Genomic DNA, 22,804 nt, shown 5'->3' on the forward strand with positions numbered 1-22,804 from the left:
CCGGCCGTCAGACCGCGGCTTGAACTACCGTTCCCAGGAGAATTGTGACGCGTGCCAGCAGCCGTCGCCCCGGCCCGCCGACGAGAACCGAACGCGGGATTCCCGAGGCGACTGTCGCGCGCTTGCCGGTCTATCTGCGGGCCCTGACCGCGCTGTCGGACAGTGGTATCGCCACCGCGTCGAGCGAGGATCTGGCGACCGCGGCCGGCGTCAACTCGGCCAAGCTCCGCAAGGACCTGTCCTACCTGGGCTCCTACGGCACCCGCGGGGTCGGGTACGACGTGGAGTACCTGCGCTACCAGATCGCCCGCGAGATCGGCGTCACCCAGGACTGGGCCGTGGTCATCGTCGGGATCGGAAACCTGGGTCACGCGCTGGCGAACTACTCCGGCTTCGGGACCCGCGGATTCCGCATCGTCGCCCTGCTCGACGCCGACCCGAACCTGGTCGGCGAGCGGATCGGCGACATGGAGGTCCGCGACTTCGCCGAGCTCGAGGACATCGTCGAGACCGACCGCGTCTCGATCGGGGTCATCACCACTCCCGCCGGTCCGGCCCAGGAGGTGTGCGACCGGCTGGTCGCCGCCGGGGTGACCAGCATCCTGAACTTCGCGCCGGTCGTGCTCTCCGTGCCCGACGGCGTCGACATCCGCAAGGTGGACCTCTCGATCGAGTTGCAGATCCTGGCGTACCACGAACAACGAAAGTCCGGAGAGGCGGCGCTCCCCCAGGTGCCCGAACTACCAGCGATGAACGGTCTGACCGATCTGCCCAGTGTTGGCGGGGGTGTCGGCGCATGAGTTACCTGGTCGTCGGCATCTCGCACCGCTCGGCGGACATCAACGTCCTCGAGCGCGTGGCGCTCGACCCGGACGCGGCGACCAAGCTGGCACTGACCGTCAAGCAGTCCCCGGCCGTCGCGGAGTCCGCCGTCCTCGCGACCTGCAACCGGACCGAGGTCTACGCGACCGTCGACCGGTTCCACGCCGGTATGGACGAGGTCACCGCGATCCTCGCCGACATCACCGGCGTACCGCTGCTGGACCTGGCCGAGCACCTCTACGTGCACTTCGAGGAAGGTGCCGTCGCGCACCTGTTCCAGGTCGCGGTCGGACTCGACTCGATGATCGTCGGCGAGAGCCAGGTCCTCGGTCAGGTGAAGGAGTCGCTGCGCTTCGGGCAGGACCTGGAGACCATCGGCACCGACCTCAATGCCCTGTTCCAGCACGCGTTGCGGGTCGGCAAGCGGGCTCGCGCCGAGACCGGCATCGACTCCGCCGGACGCTCGGTCGTCTCGGCCGGACTCGAGGCGGTCGGCGGGTTCGAAGGCCGCCGCGCGCTGGTCGTCGGCGCCGGATCGATGGCTTCACTGGCCGCGCAGACGCTGCTCAACGGCGGCGCGAAGAGCGTGACCATTGCCAACCGCAACTATGAGCGCGCGGTCGCGCTGGCCGATCGGGTCGGCGCTACCGCGATCCAGCTCGCGGCCGTCCCGGAGGCCTTGGCCGACGCGGATCTGGTCGTGTCCTGCACCGGCGCGCGCGGCGTCGTACTGACCGAGGAGATGATCCGGAACGCGGCGGACGGGCGACCGTTCGGCGTTCTGGACGTTGCCCTGCCGCGGGATGTTGCCCCCGAGGCGGCCCGGGTCGCCGGCGTCACGCTGGTCACCCTCGCCGACCTGGCCGGGACGGCCGGCGGCAGCGAGCACGACATCGACGAGGTACGCCGGATCGTCGGCGAGGAGACGGGTTCGTTCGAGGCCACCCGGCGGGCGGCCTCGGTCGCGCCGACCGTGGTCGCGCTGCGGGCGATGGCGACCGAGCTGGTCGACTCCGAGCTGGCCCGGCTCGAGCGCCGGCTGCCCGGACTGGACGAGACCCAGCGGCACGAGGTCGCGCGGACCATCCAGCGCGTGGTCGACAAGGTCCTGCACAATCCGACGGTCCGGGTGAAGGAGCTCGCGGCCGACCCGGGCGGACCGACGTACGCCGATGCACTCAGGCAGCTGTTCGCGCTGGATCAGGCGACCGTGGATGCCGTGACTACACCCAAGGCGAGCGGGGGTGAGCAGGCATGATCCGGCTCGGAACGCGGCGGTCCGCACTGGCGACCGCGCAGGCTACGCTGGTCGCGGAGGACCTGCGGAAGCTCGGTCACGAGGTCGAGCTTGTCCTGATCACCACGACCGGCGACGTGAACAGGGCCCCGGTCGAGCAGATCGGTGGCACCGGCATCTTCGTCAGCGCGCTGCGCGACGCCTTGCTGTCCAACGAGATCGACATCGCCGTGCACTCGCTCAAAGACTTGCCGACGGCACCGATCGACGGCCTGTCCATCGGCGCCATCCCGGTCCGCGAGGACCCGCGCGACGTCCTGGTCGCCCGCGACGGGCTGACGCTGGGCGAGCTGCAGACCGGTGCCCTGGTCGGCACCGGCTCGGCCCGCCGGGTGGCTCAGCTCGACGCGCTCGGCCTGGGCCTGGAATGCACCGGAATCCGCGGCAACGTGGACACCAGGATCTCGATGGTGGCCGAGGGCAAATTGGACGCGGTGGTGCTGGCAAGGGCAGGGTTGTCCCGGTTGGGACGGCTCGCCGAGGTGACCGAGACCCTGGATCCGATCCAGGTCCTGCCCGCGCCGGGACAAGGTGCCCTGGGCATCGAGTGCCGCGCGGACGACACCGAGGTACTGGCCGCCCTGGCCCAGCTGGACGACCCGGCCACGCGCGCGGCGGTGACAGCGGAACGGCAACTGATGGCCACCCTCGAGGCGGGGTGCACGGCTCCGGTCGGAGCACTCGCCGAGGTGGTCGACGGTGAGGACGGCCCCGAGCTCTGGCTCCGGGGCGCGCTCGGCCAGGACGACGGCGTACGGCGGCTCTCCGCGAACGGGCCGGTGGACGACCCGGTGTCCCTGGGCAAAGCGCTGGCGAACGAGTTGCTGGAGCGGACATGACACCGGTACGGGGAACGACGGCGGCCCACGATGCGGCGCACGAGCACAAGACGAGCAGTAGGACGAGGACGAGGGCGAAGGCAGACGTGAGCAGCGCTAAGACAGCCACCGCGGCATCCACGACACCTCAGAATGTGCCGGCGAAGGCGGCGGCCACCACGAGCACAGCCAAACAGACCAGGCCACTCGGCCACGTGACCTTCGTCGGCGTCGGTCCCGGTGATCCGGCCCTGCTGACGCTGGCCGGTCGCGACGTACTCTCGAACGCCGACGCGGTCGTCGTCGAGGGCCCCGAGCACGATGCGTTCCTGACGTACTGCAAACCGGGCGTCGAGGTGATCGACGGTTCCGGTGCCGAGGGCAGCCGGGCGCTGAAGGTCGCGGCCCGGGCCCGGCTGGTCGTGAAGACGGCCAAGTCCGCGGCGAACGTCGTACGCCTGCTGACCGGTGACCCGTTCACCTTCTCCAGCGGCGCCGAGGAGGCGGCCGCGTGCAAGAAGGCCGGCATCGGGTTCAACGTCGTCCCGGGTGTCAGCGAGGTGTCGGCGGTTCCGACGTACGCCGGGATCCCGCTGACCATGAAGGGCGACCGTGAGGTCACCGTGGTCGACCTGGCCGAGGCCAAGCTCGATCTGACCCGGTTGCACCCGAAGCAGACGCTGGTGCTGCTGAACGCGACCGAGGTCCTCAAGGACACCGTCGCCGCGCTGGTCGAGGCCGGCTTCGACGCCTCGACGCCGGTCGCTGCCACCGTTGGTGGTACGACGACGGCCCAGACGAGCGTGGTCGGGACCCTCGAGACGATCTTCGCGGATCTGCGCGCGGCCAAGGTCACCGGCGAGGCCCTGATCGTGGTCGGCGCCGTGGTCGAGCAGCGCGAGGCGCTGTCCTGGTTCGAGACCAAGCCGCTGTTCGGATGGCGCATCCTGGTGCCGCGCACGAAGGACCAGGCCGGGCCGCTGATGGACCGCCTGCGTCGGTACGGCGCGATGCCGGAAGAGGTCCCGACCATCTCGGTCGAGCCGCCGCGCAACCCGCAGCAGATGGACAAGGCGATCCGCGGTCTCGTCGAGGGCCGGTACGAGTGGGTCGCGTTCACCTCGGTCAACGCGGTGAAGGCGGTCCGGGAGAAGTTCGACGAGTACGGCTTGGACGCGCGGGCGTTCTCCGGGCTGAAGATCGCCGCGGTCGGCGACAAGACCGCCGAGGCCATCGGTGCCTGGGGCATCCGCCCGGACCTGGTCCCGTCCGGTGAGCAGTCCGCCGCCGGGCTGGTCGAGGACTGGCCGCCGTTCGACGAGGTGCTGGACCCGATCAACCGGGTCTTCCTGCCGCGGGCGGACATCGCCACCGAGACTCTCGTCGCGGGTCTGACCGATCTCGGCTGGGAGGTCGACGACGTCACGGCGTACCGGACCGTGCGCGCCGCGCCGCCGCCGGCGCCCACCCGCGAGGCGATCAAGTCCGGCAAGTTCGACGCGGTCGTGTTCACCTCGTCGTCGACGGTCCGGAACCTGGTCGGTATCGCCGGCAAGCCGCACGCGTCGACCGTGATCGCGGTGATCGGTCCGGCGACGCTGAAGACGGCCGAGGAGCACGGACTGCGCGTCGACGCGATGGCCGAGTCGCCGTCCGCCGAGGAGCTGGCCGACGCACTCGCCCGGTTCGGTGCGGACCGGCGTGACACCATGGTCGAGGCCGGTGAACCGGTCACCCGTCCGTCCGAGCGCCGCTCGGGATCTCGTCGGAAGAGCTGATTCAGGTGCCCGGATTTCCAGAGGTCAGGCCGCGGCGGCTCCGGTCGTCGGCGGCGGTGCGCAGGCTGGTCGCGGAGACCACGCTGGAGCCGCGGCAGCTGATCCTGCCGATGTTCATCCGGGAGGACGCCCGCGAGCCGATCGCGATCAAGTCGATGCCGGGCGTCGTACAGCACACTCGTGACACCGCGCGGAAGGCGGTTCATGAGGCCGCTCAGCTCGGGCTCGGTGGGGTCATGCTGTTCGGCATCCCTGCTGAGAAGGACGAGGTCGGCTCGGGTGCGATCGACCCTGCCGGCATTTTGAACGTCGCGATCCAGGACGCCGTCTCGGAGGCGGGTGACTCGCTGCTGGTGATGGCGGACACCTGCCTCGACGAGTTCACGTCGCACGGGCATTGCGGCGTACTGGACTCTGCCGGCCGGGTGGACAACGACGCGACGCTTCCGCTGTACGCGCAGATGGGTGTCGCGCAGGCGTCCGCCGGTGCGCATGTGGTCGGGCCGTCCGGGATGATGGACGGCCAGGTCGGCGCGATTCGTACGGCGCTGGACGCGGCCGGGTTCGTGGACACGGTGATCCTGGCGTACGCCGTGAAGTACGCGTCGGCGTTCTTCGGCCCGTTCCGTGAGGCCGTGGACTCGTCGCTGACCGGTGACCGCAAGACCTACCAGCAGGACGGCGCGAACGCCCGCGACGCGATCCGCGAGGTCGACCTCGACATCGCCGAGGGCGCCGACATCGTGATGGTGAAGCCGGCGCTGGCCTACCTCGACATCATCCGGCAGGTCCGCGACCACGTGAACCTGCCCGTTGCCGCGTACAACATCTCCGGCGAGTACGCGATGGTCGAAGCCGCCGCCGCCAACGGCTGGATCGACCGCGACAAGGCCATCCTCGAAACCCTCACGTCGATCCGCCGAGCCGGCGCCGACACAATCCTCACCTACTGGGCCACCGAAGCCGCCGCCCGCCTCCTGAACCCCCGCTAGACCACGAGCTCTCCCGCGGCCCCGGGGTGTTCCCCTGGGGTTGGGGGAGCGGCAGAATGGGGTGGGGGATGGGGGTTGGTGTGGCGGGTGAGTTGTTGCCGGTGGTGGCGGATACGCCTAGTGAGCGGCCTGCCATGGGGTTCGAGGCTTATGCGGAGGCCATTGCTGCTGCGGTTCGGGGTGGGTCGCCGCCGCAGTTCACGGTGGGGATCTATGGGTCGTGGGGGAGTGGGAAATCCTCGCTGCTGAACGCGATCCGGGCCGAGTTGGCCAAGGATCCGGGCGTGCTGACGGTGATGTTCGACGCCTGGCGGTACGAGCGGGCGGACCACATCGTCGTACCGATGCTGAACGCGATCTACAACGCGACGCCTGAGCTCTCCGACACGAAGCTGACCGAGAAGGTGCGGTCGGCGCTGACGTCCGTGGTCCGGAGCGTGACGATCAGCATCGGGCCGGTGAAGCTGGATCCTGGTGCGGCCTTCGCGGCGGCGCCCGCCGATACGCCCGACAAGCGGTATACGGATGCGCTCGATTCGGCGTACGTGCGCCCGTACCAAGACTTGAAGGCGATCGCCGAAGCCCTCGGCAACCGTCGCATCGTCGTCCTCGTGGACGACCTGGACCGTTGCTCGCCGGACAAAGTGGTGTCGTTGCTCGAGGCGATCAACCTCGTGCTCGACGTGCCGGGATTCGTTTTCGTACTGGCGTTGGACTACGACGTACTCGTCCGTGCCGTCACCGCGAAGTATCCGCACGCGTCCGGGCATGTGTTCATCGAGAAGATGGTCCAGGTCCCGTTCCGGGTGCCGCGGCTGGACATCCAGGAAGACCTGTTCCTGCACGACCTCGTGCCCGGATGGGCACCGCCGGAGGGTTCGCTGCCCGATGAGTTCAGCCGGATCGCGTTCGATGTCGCGACGCTCGGACTGGCGGCGAATCCACGGCAGGTCAAGCGATTCATCAACTCGTTCCTGCTGTTGCTCAGGATCGCGGGGACCCGCGGGATCACGACGTACCCTCGACTGATCGCAGGCCTGGTTGGGCTTCAGCTGCGGTGGCCGGCTGAGTACCAGGACCTCACGGACGCCGTCTATGCCGAGGACAGCGATCCGCTGGCGTCGTTGCAATCGGGCGATCATCCGGATTTGGCCAAGTATGCAAAGGCATTCTTCTCACCCGCTCCACAAGCCGAGGAGCTACGAGCCGTCATGCACCTCACCGAGGTCGTCGCTCAGCCCGAGTCGTCGGCCGATCGTGAGTTCGGTAGTCGCGCCTCGGATTCGGTCAGTGCGGACCAGGTACGGGCGGAGACGGCGGAGGCGATCAGGTCCGCGCTGCTGCAGAAAGGCTTCACCGAATCGTCGCGCGCGGCGGGTATCTACAACCACGAGGCGTTGCCGTATCACCGGGTCCGGATCGGCAAGACAGTCGTCCGTTTCGAAGCCAAGGAAACCAGCGGCCGTTGGGTGATGGGCGTGTCGATGTACCTGACCAGGGCGCTCCCCGAGGCGCTGCAGTTGATCGACGATTTCCCGGTCATGCGCCAGCGCATCAACGCCGGCGTGATGACGTCGTACGGACGAACCCTCCCCGAGGCCGCACTGCGCTGACTGCCTGGGGGCCTGAGGCAACGGATGGGTTAGCCTGCTGGAGAGTCCTCAGCGGAAAGGGAGTGCGTCGTGCCGGATCAGCCGGATGCGTTGGACGAAGCGCGGTCGAACGTCCAGGCGGCGCAGGACCATCTCCGGGGCGTCAGCGACATGATCCTCGACGCGCTGGCCGCCGACGATCTGCTGGCCGGTGGGCAGTCCACCGATGACTCGCCCGGTCAGGCGAAACGATGAGCGAGGCCGCTCCGGAGCAGACGTTCGAGAAGCAGGCGCACGCGCTGGCGGAGAAGACCGCCAACGCGATGGAGATGGTCCGCAACTCGTTGCGTACCGCCGCGGATCGGACCCGAGCGGTCGACGGCCACCTCAGCAAGATCCGCAGGGATCTGGCCGAGCTGCCGGATCAGGCGCGGCGGATGCGATCCTCTGACTCCCCGCGGACGCACCTGCTCGATGCTCAGTCGTACGGCGATGAGATCCACCGCCAACTCGGATATGCCCAAGATGCGCTCACCGAAGTCCATGAGCTGATGAGCCGGGCGAACGGCCCGCTGGCGCACGCGAAGGGCTTTCTCCAGGAACTCGAGACCCTCGAGGCCGCGGAGACCGCCCGGAAAGCCGCCGTACAGCGGGAGTCTGATGAGCAGACTGAGTCCAAGCCGCCGGTGACGGCGAAGTCGCTCGGGGAACGGCTCACGAAGCTCGAGGCGACGGTCAACGTCACGAAGAACGCGGTCGAGCCGGCCATCGCGGAGCTCCAGAACGCTGCGAACTCCCTCCAGAAGTTGCGCGGCGCCTCGGTCGGCTTCGAGGATCGGCAGACGACCTCGGCCTTGATCGACCGGGTCGGCGACACCGTGAAGAACGACCTGAAGCAAGTGCCTGCCACCCTCCCCAACGCCGGTCCCGCCGAAGCGGAGGCCGATCGAGCCACCCGCGCCGCGAAGGACCTGGAGAAGCACTTCAAAGCCGGTCTGAATCCGACCGCGCCGGCTGCTCAGAAGCAGGTCACGGCGGAGGACCCCCGCGTCGCCTGGTCCGCAGGCAAGGACCTCACCAAGGACCGCGGCAACCTCGACCGTTAGCGGCCGTTGGTCATTCGGTCAGGGAGTCGCCTCGGGTAGTCCTGCGGTAGAGAACCGTGCCGGCTACTCGGGTTCGGGACAAGAGGCCGCTGGCGGTGAGGATCGAGAGATGTTGGCTGATGGCGCCAGGGGTTAGTTGGAGGCGGCGGGCCAGGGCTGTGGTGGTCGCGGGTTCGGCGAGTGTGGTGAGGATGGTGGCGCGGGTTCGGCCGATCAGGGCGGCCAACGCGTCGGGTGGGGGTGGTGGGGTGGTTTCCCACAGGGTGGCGACGCCGCGGACCGGGTAGGCGATCATCGGCTGGTACCGCTCGCCCGGGAAACCGGGCTTCACGCGGCCGGTCATCGTCCGCACCCACGGCCATCCCATCGCGAACGGCACCAGGGTCAGCCCGGTGCCCGACAGTTCCCCTGACCAGTCGAAGGGTTCCGCGACGGTCAACCGGTTCCCGTCGAGGGTGACGGTCTCGTGCAGGTCGTCGAACAGCGCCTGCAGGCCGCCGGCCGCGAGTCGTTGCGAACGCCAGAGCACGTCCGCCTCGAGCAGTCGCAGGATCCTGGGCCAGTGCTCGGCCAGCGCCACCTCCCAGTACGCCGCGAGTGTGTCGGCGATGCGATTGATCGCAGCCGCCGGGTCCGAACGGATCCGGTCCGCCACCTCCTCGGGCATGTTCGGCACTTCTTCGGCGATGTCGGTGATGACCCGCTGCGGATCGGTACGCCGGATCTTGTCGAGCTCGGTGTTGATATCGGGCTGTGGCTCGGTCGGCGTGAACGAGATGAAGTCGGCGATGAACCCGCGGACCGGTGCGAGCGCGAACACCTCGGTCAGGTCGAGCTCGGCCACCCTGGACCGGGTCGCGCGCGCCCAGGGCAGGTGCAGCGAGTGCTCGCCGGGTGCCCGGAGTGCGACCGTACTGAACGTCAGCTCCATCAGCGGTGAGAAGGCGAACCTGATCCGGGCCACGTCCTCGGGTCGTAGCCGCCACTCGATCAAGGCGCCTCCCAGCTGGGCTTTTAGGTCAGGCTAAAAGTATCGCCCGCTCTCGGTGCCCCGGCCACAGTCGAGGCCAACCGTTGAAAGGAAGAGCGTGATGAGCAAGCTGATTCTGGATGTGTCGGTGTCGCTGGACGGGTTCTCGGCCGGCCCGAACCCGCGGCCCGAGGAGCCGATGGGCGACGGCGGGGAAGGGTTGCACGAATGGGCCTTCTCCGGGGAGGGGCCGGAGGGTGAGCTCGACGCCGGCGTCCGCAAGGAGCTGGACGCGATGGTGGGGTCCGCGATCGTCGGACGGCGTACGTTCGAACTCGGCACGGCGCCGTGGGGCGGTACGCCGTGGCCCAACATGGCGAGCTTCGTGGTCACTCACGAGACGCGGGACGACCTCCTGGCCGACAACGGTGGGACGTTCTACTTCGACGGGCTCGAGTCCGCGGTCCGGCGGGCCAAGGAGGCAGCGGGGGACAAGGACGTGGTCGTACTGGGTGCCGAACTCGCCCAGAGCCTGCTCAAGGCGGGCCTTCTCGACGTGGTCTGGATCCACCTCGTGCCCCGGTTGATGGGGTCGGGCACGCGGTTGTTCGACGGGGTGCAGGCCGAGCTGATCCCGGAGGGAAAGCCGCTCGCGGGGGCGGCGACGCACCTGCGCTACCGGGTCGCCAAGTAGTGCTCGGGGCCTAGGGAGCCTTGCGGGAGGGGAATCGCGGGCGGAACTTCGAGCCGTACTCCAGCTGCGTGTAGCCCGAGGAGTGCACGCCGACCGCGATACACCCGACCGCCAGGAACACGATCCCCGCGAGCATCGAGATGTGCCAGAAGGCGGCCGTGATGCCGGCGAACGCCGCGCCTTGGGCGACTGCCTTCGCCACCGCGACCGACCGTGATCTGGTCGTTCGGCGCCGGAACTCCTCTTGCCGGTTCAGTACGAGAAGCGCGGCGAGCAACGGGATCGAGACGGCGAACGCGACAACGCAGATCGTCGCCGACAGATCCAGCGAGTCCTCGGTCAGGAACGGCTGCACCACCACCAGACCAGCGGCCGCCAACCCGCCGTAGATCAGGTTGGACTGACGGATCCACTCCTGCTGATTCGCCGGATCGGACGCGGCATCCCTGACCTCCTGCCCGAACCGCTCGGCCTCAGCCTCCACGAGCTCCGGCCGCTCGAGCAGAAAGTCCTCGTCCTCATCCATGCCCACATCCTGCCCTAGCTCCGGCCACCTGACCTCAAAGGTGGCACGCGGCAACTAGCGGTGGATGGTGTAGTCGGATTGGGTGAAGCCGGCCTTCAGGGTCCGGGTGGCGTTGTGGGTCAGGGGGATGTCGGCTTCGAGGGGGCCGAAGAGGGGGATGCCGGTGCCGAGGAGGACGGGGGCCGTGGTGATGGTCAGTTCGTTCAGGAGGCCGGCGCGGAGGAAGGTTTGGATGACGCTGCCGCCGTCGGTGTAGACGCGCTGGGCGCCGCGGTCGTTGAGCGTCTCGACCAAGCCTTCGAGGGTCCGGTGCACAATGACGCGCTCGTCGGCGTCCGGGGCGAGGGTGGTGCTGAGCACCTCCACCTGCTTGCCGTCGTACGGCCAGAAGTCGAAGGCGAGCACGGTCTCGTAGGTCTTGCGGCCCAGTACGACGGTGTCGATGGACGCCATGAACTCGTCGTACCCGGTGTCGCCCGCCTGCTCCCCGCGCTCGGTGAGCCAGTCGATCGAACCGTCGGCGCGGGCAATGAACCCGTCAAGACTCACCGCGATGAACACAGCCGCATGGAAACTCACCCACCTATCTTTCCATGGTGGTTCAACGCCAGTGTCCCGTAAGCGATGTAGCTTGACGGGACACTAGTAGCCGGTGACGTCGGGCCAGGTCAGTTCGATGCCGTCGGAGGTCAGGCGGGACTGGAAGTCGGCGAGCAGGCCGGGGGTGTTGCGGACTGCTCGAGGGGTGGCGTCGTGGTCCAGGCAGAACGCGGCAAGGAGGCCCGCGGCTTCGCCGATGTTCCATTCGATCGGGTGCAGGCGGTAGCAGCCGTTGGTGATGTGGGTGGTGCCAAGGTTCTTGCCGGCCGGCAGTAGGTTCTCGACCCGTTGCGGGATCAGCGCCCCGAGGGGGATGCGGAACGGGCTGCTGGCCACGTCGATGTAGTTGTCCCCACCCGTGGACGGGTGCAGGTCGATGCGATACATGCCGACGCCGACGGTGTCGTCGTACTCGACCGCACCCCGTTCGCCGCGCACCGCGACCGAGAGGTCCTGCTCGACGATCGTGTACTCCGCCTTGATCCGCCGGGACTCCCGGATGTACGGCGCCTGGGCCAGACCATCCGTGGATCCGAGCAGATCACCGCGCAACCGCAGCCCGGGGAACCCAGCGCCGCCGTCCGGTCGCGGTGCCTCGGTCTGGAGCCAGTAGAAGACCGACTGCGACAGTTCCTTGGCCGCGGCGAGGTGCTTGGCCGCGTCGGGTACGTCGATGACCGGGCCCTCGAAGTAGTCGATCATCGGCCAGTTCACCAGGCAGATGTCGCTGTCGTACGCACCCGGCTGGAAGTGCCGTCGGGCCGCGATCCGGCGGAACGTCCAGAGGTTCGTATCGCCGCCGCTCTGCCGCTGATCCGCAACCACCGCCAGCGGATCGTCGTCCGGGTTGGGTGTGAACGACCGCCGCGAACTCTCCAACGTCCGCGGGTTCGGCGCCGTCCAGGACAGCAGCCGGTCACCCCAGAACGGGGGCTGGTAGTTCCGCCAGAACGCATAGTTGGCCGGCTTGTCCCCGACGTGATCACCGTCGACATGGTCGACCACGAAGCAGTACGACACGGCCTGCATGTTCATCGGCTGGGCCTCGGCCGGCGCACTCGGTTCCCCGGTCTGGCTCTGCGCCTCGAAGCCGGTGACGTACTCCGTCCCCGTCAACGGAAGCAGCTCACCGGTCTCGGTCGCATCGAGGATGTACGGCGCTGTGACGGTGACCCGATCGTCCGTGTCTCGATGCCGCACGGTCACCGCGGTTACTCGATCGCCGTCGGTATCCGCGGCGACCGGCACGTACGGCTGAAGGATCTGCAGTCGTTTGCTCGCACGGTACGGCGCCAGCATCCCTTCCAGCACGGCCAACGCCACCCGCGGTTCGTGGCAGAGCTTGGACACATACCCGGCGCCCGGATTCAGCTGCACCGCCGCCCGCGATGCCGCGGTGAGCGGATAGAAGCGGCGGTAATACTCACGGATCCCGTCGCGCAAAGCCCGGTACGACGCGGTCACCCCGAACTGCTCGACCCAGGTGTGCTCGTCCGGCGGGACGGCCTGGCTTGTGAGCTGCCCGCCAATCCAGTCGAACTCCTCGGTCAGGACAACCGAGCGACCAGCCCGCAACGCAGCCAGGGCCGCGGCAACCCCACCCAGCCCACCGCCAACCACAAGAACATCCGTATGCATTCAGACACCTTTGGGCGTAGTAAGGGTGATTCCCTCAGTCAGTTCGCAAGGAAGTAGTTGTTGGCGCTTGGCCGGGGTGCCGCTCAGGATCGACTCCAGCAGCTCGACCGCGCGCAAACCCATCGCGCGCCGCGGCACATGGAACCCACTGAAATCCAGATCGCTCTCGGTCGGCCGAGTGGCATCACCGAGCGCGACCACGGACAGGTCGGCCGGAACCTGCACACCACGTGCGGAGGCAGTGGCGAGTAGCGCGATCGCGTCGGCCCGCTCCTCCACGAAGACGGCCGTGATCTTCCGCTGGAGCAGCACGTCGAGCAATGCGCCCGGATCGCCGCCCGGAAGATGCGGTGCCCGTGCACCAGCGGCCGCGCGGAAGCCCCGCATACGGTCGGCGGACGACTCCGCACCGGCACCAGGCCCGGCGTACGCGATGTGCTTGTGGCCTAGGGACTGGGCTCGCTCTACGACGGTGCGGGTGGCGGTGGTGTAGTCGGCTCCGACGTACGGGACCGGGCCGCCGGCGTCGTTGCGGCGGCCGACCGAGACGTACGGGTAGCCCTCAGCGTTCAGGCGGGTCAGCTCGTCGCGCGGGACCTCGCGACCGAGCAGGAGACAACCGTCGGCGATCCGGAGCCGGTTGTTCTCGTGGAAGATCCGTCGCCGGCCGGACGTCACCGGCGCGCTGGTGAACAGCAGCAGATCCCACCCGAGCTGCTCCGCGCAGTCCTCGATGCCGGCCATGAACGGGTGGTAGAAGTCCCCACTCGAGCTCGGGAACACGGACTCGTACGTGAACACGCCGAGGATCTGGTTCCGCTGTTTGAGCATCCGGCGGGCCAGCGGATCGGCCTGGTAGCCGGTCTCACGGATCACCTTCAGCACCCGGTCCCGGGTCTCGGCCGGGATCCGGGCGGTCGCGTCGCTGCGGTTGTTCAGCACCAGCGACACCGTCGTCTGGCTGACGTTCGCAAGCCGCGCGATATCGCGCTGGGTCAGTCGGGTGGCCTTGTCCGGCATCATGCGACAGTAGCTCGGCAGCACGAAGCCGGTCAAGCCAGAGCCTAGTGATAATACGGATCAGCAGACCATCAACTGACCTGCCTCCAGGGCCAGGTGGCTGCCGGTGAACCGTTCGCGCAACCGCCGGTCATGGGTGACGACGACCAGCGCGCCCCGGTAGCTCGCCAGTGCCTCCTCCAACTGCTCGACCAGCAGCGGCGACAGGTGGTTCGTCGGTTCGTCCAGCAACAGCAGATCGACCGGCTCGGTGACCAGCCGGGCCAGCTCGATCCGCCGGCGCTGCCCGAACGACAGCTCCTCGACCCGCTTACGCAGATCGGCGGTATCGAACAGCCCGAGCGACAGCAGCGACTCGGCGGCGTCGTCCAGCTCACCCGTCCGCCCAAGCGCAAACGCCTGTACGAGCGTCAACCCGCAAGGCCACCTGACACCGTCCTGATTGAGATGCCCCACCCGGGCCGGCCGTCGTACCGTCCCCGTATCCGGACTGAGCTCCCCAGCGAGTACCCGCATCAGAGTGGTCTTCCCGGCACCGTTGGGCCCAGTCACCAACAGACGCTCACCCTGCTCGATGCGCAGCGACTCCACGTGCAGCCGGGTCCCGACGCGCACTCCAGTCAGCTCGACGTCCGAGTTCTGCCCGGACTCTTCGAGCCGCGCGACGAACGTGAGTGGCTCGGGCGGCGGCGCGACCGGGTTGTCGGTCAGCCGGTCCAGACGGCCCTTGAGGTTGCGGATTCGGCTCATCGCGCCATGCCCTCGACCGCGGGCCCGGAACGGACCGGCGGCGAAGACCGCCAGCTCCATCTTCCGGGGAATCTCGTCCAGCTTGGCCGCGTTGGCCTCGACCAGTCGTCGGCTACGCGCGATCTCCTGGCGCCATTCGTCGTACTCACGGAGTCGTCGGCGCCGCTCGGCCGCCTTGGCCGCGAGGAATCCGTCGTACCCGTTGCCGTACCGGGTGACGCTCCGCTCCTCCACCTCGAGGATCGTGCTGGTGAGCCGCTCCAGGAAGACGCGGTCGTGAGTAACCGCGACGACCGTGCCGCGATGGGCGCGAAGGTGCTCCTCCAGCCACTCCACGGCCTGGTCGTCCAGATCGTTCGTGGGCTCGTCGAGCAGCAGCACCTCCGGCTGGGCAGCTAGCGTCGCCGCCAGTGCGAGCCGGGACCGTTCACCACCGGACAGGGTGCCTAGCGTCCGGGTGCGGTCGAGCCCCGGCAGTCCGAGTCGGTGCAGCATCAGGTCCACGCGAGCATCAGCGTCGTACCCGTCGCTCGCCTCGTACCGTTCGACCAGAGCGCTGTAGACGCCCAGCAGTTCCTCGAGTCGTTGACCCGAGGCGATGGCGACCTCGACGGATCGCATCTGCGCCTCGAGCTCGCGCAGGTCGGCAAGGGCCAGGTCGACGGCGTCCTGCACGGTCGCCTCGGCAGGCAGGTCGAGGGCCTGTGCGAGATGGCCGACGCCGCCCGGAGCAATGCGCCGTACCTCACCGTTGTCGGGCGCCTCGACACCGGCGAGCAGCTTGAGCAGGGTGGACTTGCCGGCGCCGTTGTCGCCGATCACGCCCACCTTCTCGCCGGGGCGGATGATCAGATCGACCCGGTCGAGTACGACGTGGTCGGCATAGCGTTTGGTGACACCACAAAGGGCGATATGGGCAGTGCGCATCGGGCGCACACCTCCTGTGATTGATGTGAGTGCGAGCAGAGATGCGCACTGATCACAGGGAACCCATGCGCCCAACGATAGAGACGCACCATCGTTGGGCGCAACGGACTTTCTAGGACGTACGAAGCGTGAGGACCTGTCGACCGGGAACGCGACCGGTGAGGTAAACCCGCAGTCCGTCCGGCGTGAGGCTGCCGCCGAGGTAGGTGTATCGCTCACCCGGATCCATCGCGACCCGGGCGGCGCCGTTGCCGGGCCCGAACTCGATCCGGTCCGAGCCGACCGTGTACGCCCCGGTCCCGGACACCAGCTGGTAGTTGCCAGCGGCATCCAACGCTTCGACGCCGGACAACGTCCCGCCTGGACGGAAGCAGAGCTCGATCGCGTACGCCGTCTCGTCACCATCCAGCTCGAAGGTCAGATCGAATCCGTTGCCGACCTCAACCACCGTGACCTCGGTCCGCAGCGAGCGGTACTGCTTCGGCCGGTGCGGGAAGTCCATCGACGCGTAGAAGCGGCCCTCCGGTGTGAGCGCATACCGGCCGTCCGCACGCCGGTAGCGCTTCGGCAACGGCAGGTGATACGGCACCTTGACCTCGTCGGCGAGCTTGAACGCGCCCGGCCCAGTACGCCGTAGCCCGTCGCTGCGGAAGTGGCCGGTACTGAAGAACTGCGGCGACAACCGGACCGAGTCGAGGATCGCCGCACCCTGCCGGAACTTGAAGAAGGTCGGGTTGGTGGACAGCCCGGACGAGATCACCGGGATGTCGTGGAAGTCGGTCCCGCCGAACACGGTCGCCGTCCGTGTACCTCGCCGGATCCGGGCCGACGCCTGCGCCGGGAAGTGCTGGACGAAATCGGCAGGAGCGGGCTGCGCCGCCGGAAGGACGCCCGCCAGTTCGGGCCGCTCGAGCACCTCGGCGAGGAAGTCGCCCAGCTCGCCCGTCCCGCGCTGCTCGATGCCCTTGGCAACGGTCGTGAACCGGCCGTCTTTGGTGTGCAGGGCGAGTTCGCGGAACTGGGTCAGGTACCACCAGACGTCACGGACCGACTTCTGGTCCTGCCGTCGGGATGCGGTCGTGTCCACCTCGTCGTTCGGCTCGAGGAGGTACAGGGTCGCGTCCAGGTTCCGGCGTACGTCGTCGAGCAGGTCGGGCTTGTTGCGCAGCCAGGCAATGGTCAGCAGGCACGGGTTCGTCACCTCGGCGGCGTACGTCGAACTCCGCTCGCTGTAGATCCCGTCCTGGGTCGCGTCGATCCCTTCGTCGAGCCAGTCGTCGATGCGAGCGGCGTACCGGCGGTCGGGGAAGAGGTGATGGGCGCGGGCCAACGCGGCGGACACCTCCCAGCGATGGTTCGGCGTGTGGACACCGCCGGCCGCGAGCGCCGGACCGGCCTTCTTGATCACCTTCGCGAGGATCGCGCGCTGCGCTTCGGTGTTCGGCTGGCCGTCGAGCAGGGCGTAGAGCATGCAGACGTCCTGGATCGCGAACGCACTGTCCGGCGGCGAGTGCAGGTTGCCGACGTCGTACAGACCGTCGTCGTGCTGCCGCGCGGCCAACTGCTCGACCAGCCACTGCAGCGGCCCGAGCAAAGACGCGTCGTGGTGGTACGACGACCGCTCCCAGGCGTACCCGGAGACGAGCCGGCGAGCCTTGCGCGCCACCGTCCGGATGCTGTCGGAGGCGTTCTGGTACGTGCTCAGCACCAGTGGGATCTGGACCTGGTTGGCATTGGTCAGCACGGTCAGGAAGTCGTCGTCCACAGCAGCTACCTCAGCATGAGCGGTGGCGGCCGGGTGTAGTGCACCCACCGCCACGGTGGTCAGTGAACCGGCCAGGAAGGTGCGGCGCTGCATCAGGAACTCCCTTGGTAAACGGTTGCCGAATGCCCAGAACTGTCGCTGCGGGACTTTGTCCTGTCAACACCTCGCATCCGTCCGCATCCGGTCACCCGCCAGGCTCACGAGCTCTTGCATAAACCGGTTTCTCGTACTAATTTGACCGACCAAGGCAAGCGCTTTCCGCTTGCTGTGAGCCTTTCCGGAGGTAAAGACGTATGAGTGCGCTGGGTGAGCTCGGCAGCCTCCGGCGGCAGAAGAAGACAGCTGGTCAGAAGAAAGACAACTTGGCCGCGTACCTCTTCCTGACCCCGTGGCTGCTCGGCCTGTTCCTGATCACGATCGGCCCGATGCTGGCCTCGCTGTACCTGTCGTTCACCGACTACAACCTGATCCAGGCGCCGAAGTGGATCGGGCTGGAGAACTTCACCCGGATGCTGTCCGACGAGCGGCTGCACAACTCGCTCCGGGTCACCTTCACCTACGTGTTCGTCTCGGTGCCGCTGCAACTCGCGATCGCGCTGCTGCTGGCCGTCGTACTGGACCGGGGCGTGCGCGGGATGGCGTTCTACCGGTCGGTGTTCTACCTGCCGTCGCTGCTCGGCTCGAGTGTCGCGATCGCGGTCCTGTGGCGCCAGGTGTTCGGCACCGAGGGCCTGCTCAACCAGGTGCTCTCCCTGGTCGGCATCGACGGCAAGGGCTGGATCTCCGACCCGAGTACGGCGCTGGGAACGCTGGTGGTGCTGAACGTCTGGACGTTCGGGTCGCCGATGGTGATCTTCCTGGCCGGCCTGCGGCAGATCCCGACCATGTACTACGAGGCCGCGTCGGTGGACGGAGCCGGCGTACTGCGCAGGTTCTTCAGCATCACGCTGCCGCTGCTCACCCCGATCATCTTCTTCAACCTGGTGCTGCAGATCATCCACGCGTTCCAGTCGTTCACCCAGGCGTTCGTCGTCTCCGGGGGCAGCGGCGGTCCGTCGGACTCGACCATGTTCTTCACGCTCTACCTCTACGACCGGGGCTTCGGGAATTTCGACATGGGCTACGCGTCCGCGATGGCGTGGTTCCTGCTCGTGATCATCGGGGTCTTCACCGCGGCGAACTTCTTCGCCTCGAAGTTCTGGGTGTTCTATGACGACTGAGACTCTGCGTACGACCGTCGCCGCCCGGCGGACGTCCGTGGTCAGCTGGGCCCGGATCCGTCCGGTGCTGATCCACGTCGTGCTGGCGGCGTCGGCCTTGGTGATGCTCTACCCGGTGATCTGGATGGTGGTCAGTTCGCTGCGGCCGGGCAACGAGATCTTCCGGGATCCGGGCATCCTGGTGAAGGACCTGCAGATCGAGAACTACAAGGCCGGCTGGAACGCGCTGTCGGAGCCGTTCACCCGCTACCTGCTGAACTCCGCGGTCGTGGTGCTCGGCGCGATCCTGGGCAACCTGGTGTCGTGTTCGATGGCGGCGTACGCCTTCGCGCGGCTGGAGTTCACCGCGAAGAAGTTCTGGTTCGCGATCATGCTGCTCAGCATCATGCTGCCGATCCACGTGGTGATCGTGCCGCAGTACATCCTGTTCTCGCAGGCGGGCTGGATCAACACGTTCCTGCCGCTGATCGTGCCGAAGCTGCTCGCCACCGACGCGTTCTTCGTCTTCCTGATGGTGCAGTTCATCCGCGGCATCCCACGGGAGCTGGACGAGGCGGCCCGGATCGACGGCTGCGGCCGGGGTGGCATCTTCCTGCGGGTGATCCTGCCGTTGATGGTTCCGGCCCTCGCGACCACTACCATCTTCACTTTCATCTGGACCTGGAACGACTTCTTCAGCCAGCTGATCTACCTGACCGATCCGAAGATGTACACCGTCCCTGTCGCGCTCCGATCGTTCGTCGACGCCACCGCGAGTACGTCGTGGGGGTCGATGTTCGCCATGTCCGTCGTCTCCCTCGTCCCGGTCTTCCTCGCCTTCCTGCTCGGCCAGCGGTTCCTGATCAAGGGCATCGCGACCACAGGCATCAAGTAACCCCCTGAAAGGTGCACATCATGAGGCCGCACATCCCGCCCACCGCAGGCCGACGCCTGCGGGCCCTGGCCGCCGTCGCGATCGCTACCACCCTGCTGGCCGCCAGTGCCTGTGGCGGTGACTCCGGTGGTGCCTCGTCCGCGAACGGCGGCGACGTCACGCTCCGGTTCACCTGGTGGGGATCGGACACCCGGACCAAGCTGACCCAGCAGGTCATCGAGGCGTACCAGAAGGACCACCCGAACGTGAAGATCAAGGGTGAGTTCGGCGAGTGGGCCGGCTACTGGGACAAGCTCGCCACCACGGTCGCCGCGAACGACGCACCCGACGTCATCCAGATGGACGAGAAGTACCTGCGCGAGTACGCCGACCGCGGCGCTTTGCTCGACCTGAAGAAGGCGCAGGGCCTGGACACCGGCAAGTTCGAGGACGACACCCGCAAGGCCGGTGAGTTCGACGGCGGCCTGTACGGGCTGAACGCCGGGATCAACTCGTTCGCGGTGGTCGCGAACCCGGCCGTGTTCAAGGCCGCGGGGGTGGCGATCCCTGACGACACCAAGTGGACCTGGGACGACTTCGACAGTCTCGCGGCCCAGATCACCACGAAGATGAACGGCAAGAGCTGGGGCACCGGGGTCATCGGGACCAACGAGGCCGGGCTGAACCTGTGGGCCCGCCAGCACGGTGAGTCGCTGTGGACCCAGGACGGCAAGCTCGGCGTCTCGCCGGAACAGACGACGGCGTTCTTCAACTACGTGGTCAAGCTGCGCGACAGCAAGGCGATCCCGTCGGCGGAGTTCGTCTCCCAGGACATCAACGCCCCGCTCGAGCAGTCCGCGATGGCGACCGGCAAGACGGCCATGAGCTTCATCTGGAGCAACCAGCTCAACGCGATGAGCAAGGCGTCCGGCCAGCAGCTGAAGCTGCTCCGCATCCCGAGCGCGCAGGGCAGTGCGAGCGTGAACGGCTCCTACTACAAGGGCTCGATGTTCTGGTCGATCTCCTCGCGGTCGAAGCACCAGAAGGAAGCCTCCGAGTTCGTCAACTACCTCGCCAACAGCAGCGCCGCCGGTGGCGTTCTGCTGGCCGAGCGGGGCGTGCCGCCGAACACCGAGATCCGCGCCGAGGTGACGCCGAAGCTGCAGCCGGCCGACGCCGCGTCGGCGAAGTTCATCCAGGACATCTCCAAGGACCTCGGCGAGCCGTCACCGGCTCCGCCGGTCGGCGGTGGTCAGGTGGAGAAGATCATCCAGCGCTACACCACCGAGGTGCTGTTCGGACGGATGACGCCGGACAAGGCCGCGAAGGCCTTCATCGACGAGGTCAACGGGGAGCTCAAATAGTGTTGCTACTGGCAACTGATTGGTTGTGACGGGGCCCCGCGTGGCCGTGGCAGGTGTCCACGGCCACGGGGCCTCCCATGTCCGTAACGTCACCCGGCTCGCGGCGGCCGGCCGGGCCGAACTCGTCGCCGTCGCCGATCCACGACCGGCCGAGGGCCTGCCGCCCGGAGTGCAGGTCTTCGCCGGTGTCGATGAGCTGATCGCTTCGACCGAAGTCGATGTGCTGATCATCAGCACGCCGATCCAGACCCACGTACCGCTGGCGGAGCTGGCGATGCGTGCGGGTGCCGACGTACTGCTGGAGAAGCCGCCGACGGCGTCGCTGGCCGAGTTCGAGCAGTTGTCCGCGTTGGTCGCGGAGACCGGTCGGGCCTGTCAGGTCGGCTTTCAGGCCCAGGCGTCCCAGGCCACGCTGACGCTCGCGTCGATGATCGCGGCGGGTCGGTTCGGCGAGCTCCGCGGCATCAGTGCCACCGGCAAGTGGGTGCGGAAGGCGCAGTACTTCCAGCGGGCGACGTGGGCCGGACGACGGACTCTCAACGGAGTCGCGGTCGTCGACGGTGCGATCACCAATCCACTGGCGCACTCGACCGCGGCCGCCCTGCTGCTCGACGGGTCGCCGGGTGCGAACGACGTACGGTCGGTGGAGACTGAGCTGTACCGGGCCAACGAGATCGAGTCCGACGACACGTCCACGGTCCGGGTCGTCACCAGTCGCGGTACGACGATTCTGATCGCGGTCACGTTGTGCGCGTCGGAACATCTCGACCCGGTCGTGATCGTGCATGGCTCCGAGGGTCGCGCTGTGCTGCGTTATACGACGGACACCCTGGAGACGGCTGACGGCGTACAGGCCTTTGAACGGGCGGACCTGCTGGAGAACCTGCTCGATCATCGGGCGGATCCCGGCGTACCGCTGTACTGCCCGCTCGCGGCGACCGGTGGGTTCACCCGGGTCGTCGAGGCGGTGCGGGTGGCGAAGGAGCCGGCCGTGATCCCGGCCGGGCTCGTGCAGTGGGAGGGCGAAGGACTCGAACGGCATCCGGTCGTGCTCAACGTCGAGCAATGGATCGACCGGGCTTCGGACTCGTTGGCGTTGTTCAGCGAGATCGGAGCGCCCTGGAGCAGGTAACCAACTCGGGAGAGTTCATGACGAAGAATCTCGGCTGCAACCACGCGGTCGGACGCTCGATCCAGGTGACCGCCGGCGACGGCGAGTTGTTCACGTATGTCTACAAAGCAACCGATCCGCAGTACGAGTCGCCGCGGCCGTACTTCCACCCGATCCGAACACTGACCGGCGATCTGGTCACCGTGTACCGGCCGTGGGATCACTTGTGGCACAAGGGAATGGCCTGGTCGTTGCCGCACTTCGGGCACGACAACTTCTGGGGCGGACCGACGTACACCAAGGAGAACGGCTACAAGCCGCTCGACAACAACGGGTCGCAGGACCATGACCGCGTCGACGCACTCGACGTCGCGGACGACCTGGTCCGATTCGCGCACCACCTGTCCTGGCACACCCAGGGCGGCGCTCACATCGTCGACGAAGCGCGAACGGTGACCGCTCGACTCGCGGACGACGGCTGGGTGCTGACCTTCGAGACCGCGATGACGAATGTCTCCGGCGCGACGATCCAGATCGGCAGCCCGACCACGGCCGGCCGGCCGAACGCTGGGTACGGCGGCCTGTTCTGGCGTGGCCCGCGTGCGTTCACGAACGGCACGATCCTCGCCCCGCAAGGCAAGGGCGGCGACGAACTCCGCGGTCAGCACGCACCGTGGATGGGCTTCACGGCCAGGCAGGACGAGACCGACACCGCCTCCACCATCATCGTCGCCGACGCGACCGACAATGTCCGCCACCCACCCGAGTGGTTCGTCCGCTCCCAGGACTTCGCCGCCGTCTGCCCGGCCCCGTTCTTCTCCGAGGAACTCCCCTTCCCCGCAGACGACACCCTCCGCCTCCGCTACGCCGTACTGATAGCCGACGGCCTCTCCGACGACAACCGCGCCGCTTCCCTCGCCGCCCAGGCCCAGAAGGCACTCGCCAGCTGACGAACCGTGCC

General features: G+C 67.8%; 21 protein-coding genes. 14 read left to right on the forward strand and 7 right to left on the reverse strand.

Annotated features, from left to right (window positions below; genetic code table 11):
* Positions 1-44 precede the first annotated feature (44 nt).
* The 8 genes from AB0L70_RS14500 (at position 45) to AB0L70_RS14535 (ending at position 8,405) form a co-directional block, all read left to right on the forward strand.
* A complete protein-coding gene (locus AB0L70_RS14500) occupies positions 45-800 on the forward strand; it encodes a redox-sensing transcriptional repressor Rex (protein ID WP_360359975.1) in 756 nt (251 codons plus the stop codon).
* Complete coding sequence (locus AB0L70_RS14505; RefSeq protein ID WP_363683876.1) at positions 797-2,080, forward strand: glutamyl-tRNA reductase; 1,284 nt, start codon at positions 797-799, stop codon at positions 2,078-2,080. Before AB0L70_RS14500 ends, AB0L70_RS14505 begins: the two co-directional genes overlap by 4 nt.
* A complete protein-coding gene (hemC, locus tag AB0L70_RS14510) occupies positions 2,077-2,958 on the forward strand; it encodes a hydroxymethylbilane synthase (protein ID WP_363683878.1) in 882 nt (293 codons plus the stop codon). Before AB0L70_RS14505 ends, hemC begins: the two co-directional genes overlap by 4 nt.
* Positions 2,955-4,715 carry a uroporphyrinogen-III synthase gene (locus AB0L70_RS14515; protein ID WP_363683880.1) on the forward strand — a complete coding sequence of 587 codons (1,761 nt, stop codon included), beginning with the start codon at positions 2,955-2,957 and terminating at the stop codon, positions 4,713-4,715. The genes hemC and AB0L70_RS14515 overlap by 4 nt, the downstream gene beginning before the upstream one ends.
* 5 nt (positions 4,716-4,720) lie before the next feature.
* Positions 4,721-5,707 (forward strand): porphobilinogen synthase, encoded by a 987-nt coding sequence (gene hemB, locus AB0L70_RS14520; RefSeq protein ID WP_363683882.1) that lies wholly within the window; start codon positions 4,721-4,723, stop codon positions 5,705-5,707.
* Positions 5,708-5,775: 68 nt separating this feature from the next.
* Positions 5,776-7,320: a P-loop NTPase fold protein gene (locus tag AB0L70_RS14525; protein WP_363683884.1), complete on the forward strand. Its 1,545-nt coding sequence runs from the start codon at positions 5,776-5,778 to the stop codon at positions 7,318-7,320.
* Between the two features lie 69 nt (positions 7,321-7,389).
* The gene (locus AB0L70_RS14530) at positions 7,390-7,554 is read left to right on the forward strand and encodes a hypothetical protein (RefSeq protein WP_363683886.1); all 165 of its coding nucleotides are present in this window, start codon (positions 7,390-7,392) and stop codon (positions 7,552-7,554) included.
* Positions 7,551-8,405, forward strand: coding sequence for a hypothetical protein (locus AB0L70_RS14535; protein WP_363683888.1), 855 nt, complete (start codon positions 7,551-7,553; stop codon positions 8,403-8,405). Before AB0L70_RS14530 ends, AB0L70_RS14535 begins: the two co-directional genes overlap by 4 nt.
* A 10-nt stretch (positions 8,406-8,415) precedes the next feature.
* On the opposite strand, the gene AB0L70_RS14540 is transcribed toward AB0L70_RS14535, so the two are convergent.
* Positions 8,416-9,399: a DUF5937 family protein gene (locus AB0L70_RS14540; RefSeq protein ID WP_363683890.1), complete on the reverse strand. Its 984-nt coding sequence runs from the start codon at positions 9,397-9,399 to the stop codon at positions 8,416-8,418.
* Between the two features lie 97 nt (positions 9,400-9,496).
* Between AB0L70_RS14540 and AB0L70_RS14545 the strand changes: the two genes are divergently transcribed.
* Complete coding sequence (locus AB0L70_RS14545; RefSeq protein WP_363683892.1) at positions 9,497-10,069, forward strand: dihydrofolate reductase family protein; 573 nt, start codon at positions 9,497-9,499, stop codon at positions 10,067-10,069.
* Positions 10,070-10,079: 10 nt separating this feature from the next.
* Here AB0L70_RS14545 and AB0L70_RS14550 read toward each other — a convergent pair whose 3' ends face one another.
* The 6 genes from AB0L70_RS14550 to AB0L70_RS14575 all read right to left on the reverse strand — a co-directional run bounded on the left by AB0L70_RS14550 (position 10,080) and on the right by AB0L70_RS14575 (position 17,388).
* The gene (locus AB0L70_RS14550; protein ID WP_363683894.1) at positions 10,080-10,595 is read right to left on the reverse strand and encodes a hypothetical protein; all 516 of its coding nucleotides are present in this window, start codon (positions 10,593-10,595) and stop codon (positions 10,080-10,082) included.
* Between the two features lie 54 nt (positions 10,596-10,649).
* Entirely contained in the window at positions 10,650-11,174 is a 525-nt protein-coding gene (locus AB0L70_RS14555) for a dihydrofolate reductase family protein (protein ID WP_363683896.1), read from the reverse strand.
* Positions 11,175-11,237: 63 nt separating this feature from the next.
* The gene (locus AB0L70_RS14560; RefSeq protein ID WP_363683898.1) at positions 11,238-12,833 is read right to left on the reverse strand and encodes an FAD-dependent oxidoreductase; all 1,596 of its coding nucleotides are present in this window, start codon (positions 12,831-12,833) and stop codon (positions 11,238-11,240) included.
* Positions 12,834-13,853 carry a LacI family DNA-binding transcriptional regulator gene (locus tag AB0L70_RS14565; RefSeq protein WP_363683900.1) on the reverse strand — a complete coding sequence of 340 codons (1,020 nt, stop codon included), beginning with the start codon at positions 13,851-13,853 and terminating at the stop codon, positions 12,834-12,836.
* 60 nt (positions 13,854-13,913) lie between these two features.
* Positions 13,914-15,530 carry a TlrC/CarA/OleB/SrmB family ABC-F type ribosomal protection protein gene (locus AB0L70_RS14570; RefSeq protein ID WP_363683902.1) on the reverse strand — a complete coding sequence of 539 codons (1,617 nt, stop codon included), beginning with the start codon at positions 15,528-15,530 and terminating at the stop codon, positions 13,914-13,916.
* Positions 15,531-15,642: 112 nt separating this feature from the next.
* Positions 15,643-17,388 carry a hypothetical protein gene (locus AB0L70_RS14575; RefSeq protein ID WP_363683904.1) on the reverse strand — a complete coding sequence of 582 codons (1,746 nt, stop codon included), beginning with the start codon at positions 17,386-17,388 and terminating at the stop codon, positions 15,643-15,645.
* 200 nt (positions 17,389-17,588) lie between these two features.
* Between AB0L70_RS14575 and AB0L70_RS14580 the strand changes: the two genes are divergently transcribed.
* From AB0L70_RS14580 to AB0L70_RS14600, 5 genes are read left to right on the forward strand one after another with little or no spacing between them, the layout of a single operon-like run.
* On the forward strand, positions 17,589-18,515 hold the full coding sequence (locus AB0L70_RS14580; protein WP_363683906.1) for a sugar ABC transporter permease: 927 nt from the start codon (positions 17,589-17,591) through the stop codon (positions 18,513-18,515).
* Positions 18,505-19,389, forward strand: a complete 885-nt coding sequence (locus tag AB0L70_RS14585; protein ID WP_363683908.1) for a carbohydrate ABC transporter permease — start codon at positions 18,505-18,507, stop codon at positions 19,387-19,389. The genes AB0L70_RS14580 and AB0L70_RS14585 overlap by 11 nt, the downstream gene beginning before the upstream one ends.
* Positions 19,390-19,409: 20 nt before the next feature.
* Entirely contained in the window at positions 19,410-20,732 is a 1,323-nt protein-coding gene (locus tag AB0L70_RS14590) for a sugar ABC transporter substrate-binding protein (protein ID WP_363683910.1), read from the forward strand.
* Between the two features lie 40 nt (positions 20,733-20,772).
* Entirely contained in the window at positions 20,773-21,864 is a 1,092-nt protein-coding gene (locus AB0L70_RS14595) for a Gfo/Idh/MocA family oxidoreductase (RefSeq protein WP_363683912.1), read from the forward strand.
* 17 nt (positions 21,865-21,881) lie between these two features.
* Positions 21,882-22,793, forward strand: coding sequence for a PmoA family protein (locus AB0L70_RS14600; RefSeq protein WP_363683914.1), 912 nt, complete (start codon positions 21,882-21,884; stop codon positions 22,791-22,793).
* The last annotated feature ends 11 nt before the right edge of the window (positions 22,794-22,804 follow it).

The organism is Kribbella sp. NPDC051952 (assembly GCF_040680855.1).
GTDB lineage: Bacteria > Actinomycetota > Actinomycetes > Propionibacteriales > Kribbellaceae > Kribbella.

Excerpts from the sequence above, each read along its gene's own strand:
- AB0L70_RS14585 (WP_363683908.1), top strand. The coding sequence starts at position 18,505 with ATGACGACTGAGACTCTGCGTACGACCGTCGCCGCCCGGCGGACGTCC.
- AB0L70_RS14580 (WP_363683906.1), top strand. The coding sequence starts at position 17,589 with ATGAGTGCGCTGGGTGAGCTCGGCAGCCTCCGGCGGCAGAAGAAGACA.
- AB0L70_RS14565 (WP_363683900.1), bottom strand. The coding sequence starts at position 13,853 with ATGCCGGACAAGGCCACCCGACTGACCCAGCGCGATATCGCGCGGCTT.
- AB0L70_RS14600 (WP_363683914.1), top strand. The coding sequence starts at position 21,882 with ATGACGAAGAATCTCGGCTGCAACCACGCGGTCGGACGCTCGATCCAG.
- AB0L70_RS14505 (WP_363683876.1), top strand. The coding sequence starts at position 797 with ATGAGTTACCTGGTCGTCGGCATCTCGCACCGCTCGGCGGACATCAAC.
- AB0L70_RS14550 (WP_363683894.1), bottom strand. The coding sequence starts at position 10,595 with ATGGATGAGGACGAGGACTTTCTGCTCGAGCGGCCGGAGCTCGTGGAG.
- AB0L70_RS14560 (WP_363683898.1), bottom strand. The coding sequence starts at position 12,833 with ATGCATACGGATGTTCTTGTGGTTGGCGGTGGGCTGGGTGGGGTTGCC.
- AB0L70_RS14515 (WP_363683880.1), top strand. The coding sequence starts at position 2,955 with ATGACACCGGTACGGGGAACGACGGCGGCCCACGATGCGGCGCACGAG.
- AB0L70_RS14575 (WP_363683904.1), bottom strand. The coding sequence starts at position 17,388 with ATGCAGCGCCGCACCTTCCTGGCCGGTTCACTGACCACCGTGGCGGTG.
- AB0L70_RS14570 (WP_363683902.1), bottom strand. The coding sequence starts at position 15,530 with ATGCGCACTGCCCATATCGCCCTTTGTGGTGTCACCAAACGCTATGCC.
- AB0L70_RS14590 (WP_363683910.1), top strand. The coding sequence starts at position 19,410 with ATGAGGCCGCACATCCCGCCCACCGCAGGCCGACGCCTGCGGGCCCTG.
- AB0L70_RS14525 (WP_363683884.1), top strand. The coding sequence starts at position 5,776 with ATGGGGGTTGGTGTGGCGGGTGAGTTGTTGCCGGTGGTGGCGGATACG.
- AB0L70_RS14545 (WP_363683892.1), top strand. The coding sequence starts at position 9,497 with ATGAGCAAGCTGATTCTGGATGTGTCGGTGTCGCTGGACGGGTTCTCG.
- hemC (WP_363683878.1), top strand. The coding sequence starts at position 2,077 with ATGATCCGGCTCGGAACGCGGCGGTCCGCACTGGCGACCGCGCAGGCT.
- AB0L70_RS14535 (WP_363683888.1), top strand. The coding sequence starts at position 7,551 with ATGAGCGAGGCCGCTCCGGAGCAGACGTTCGAGAAGCAGGCGCACGCG.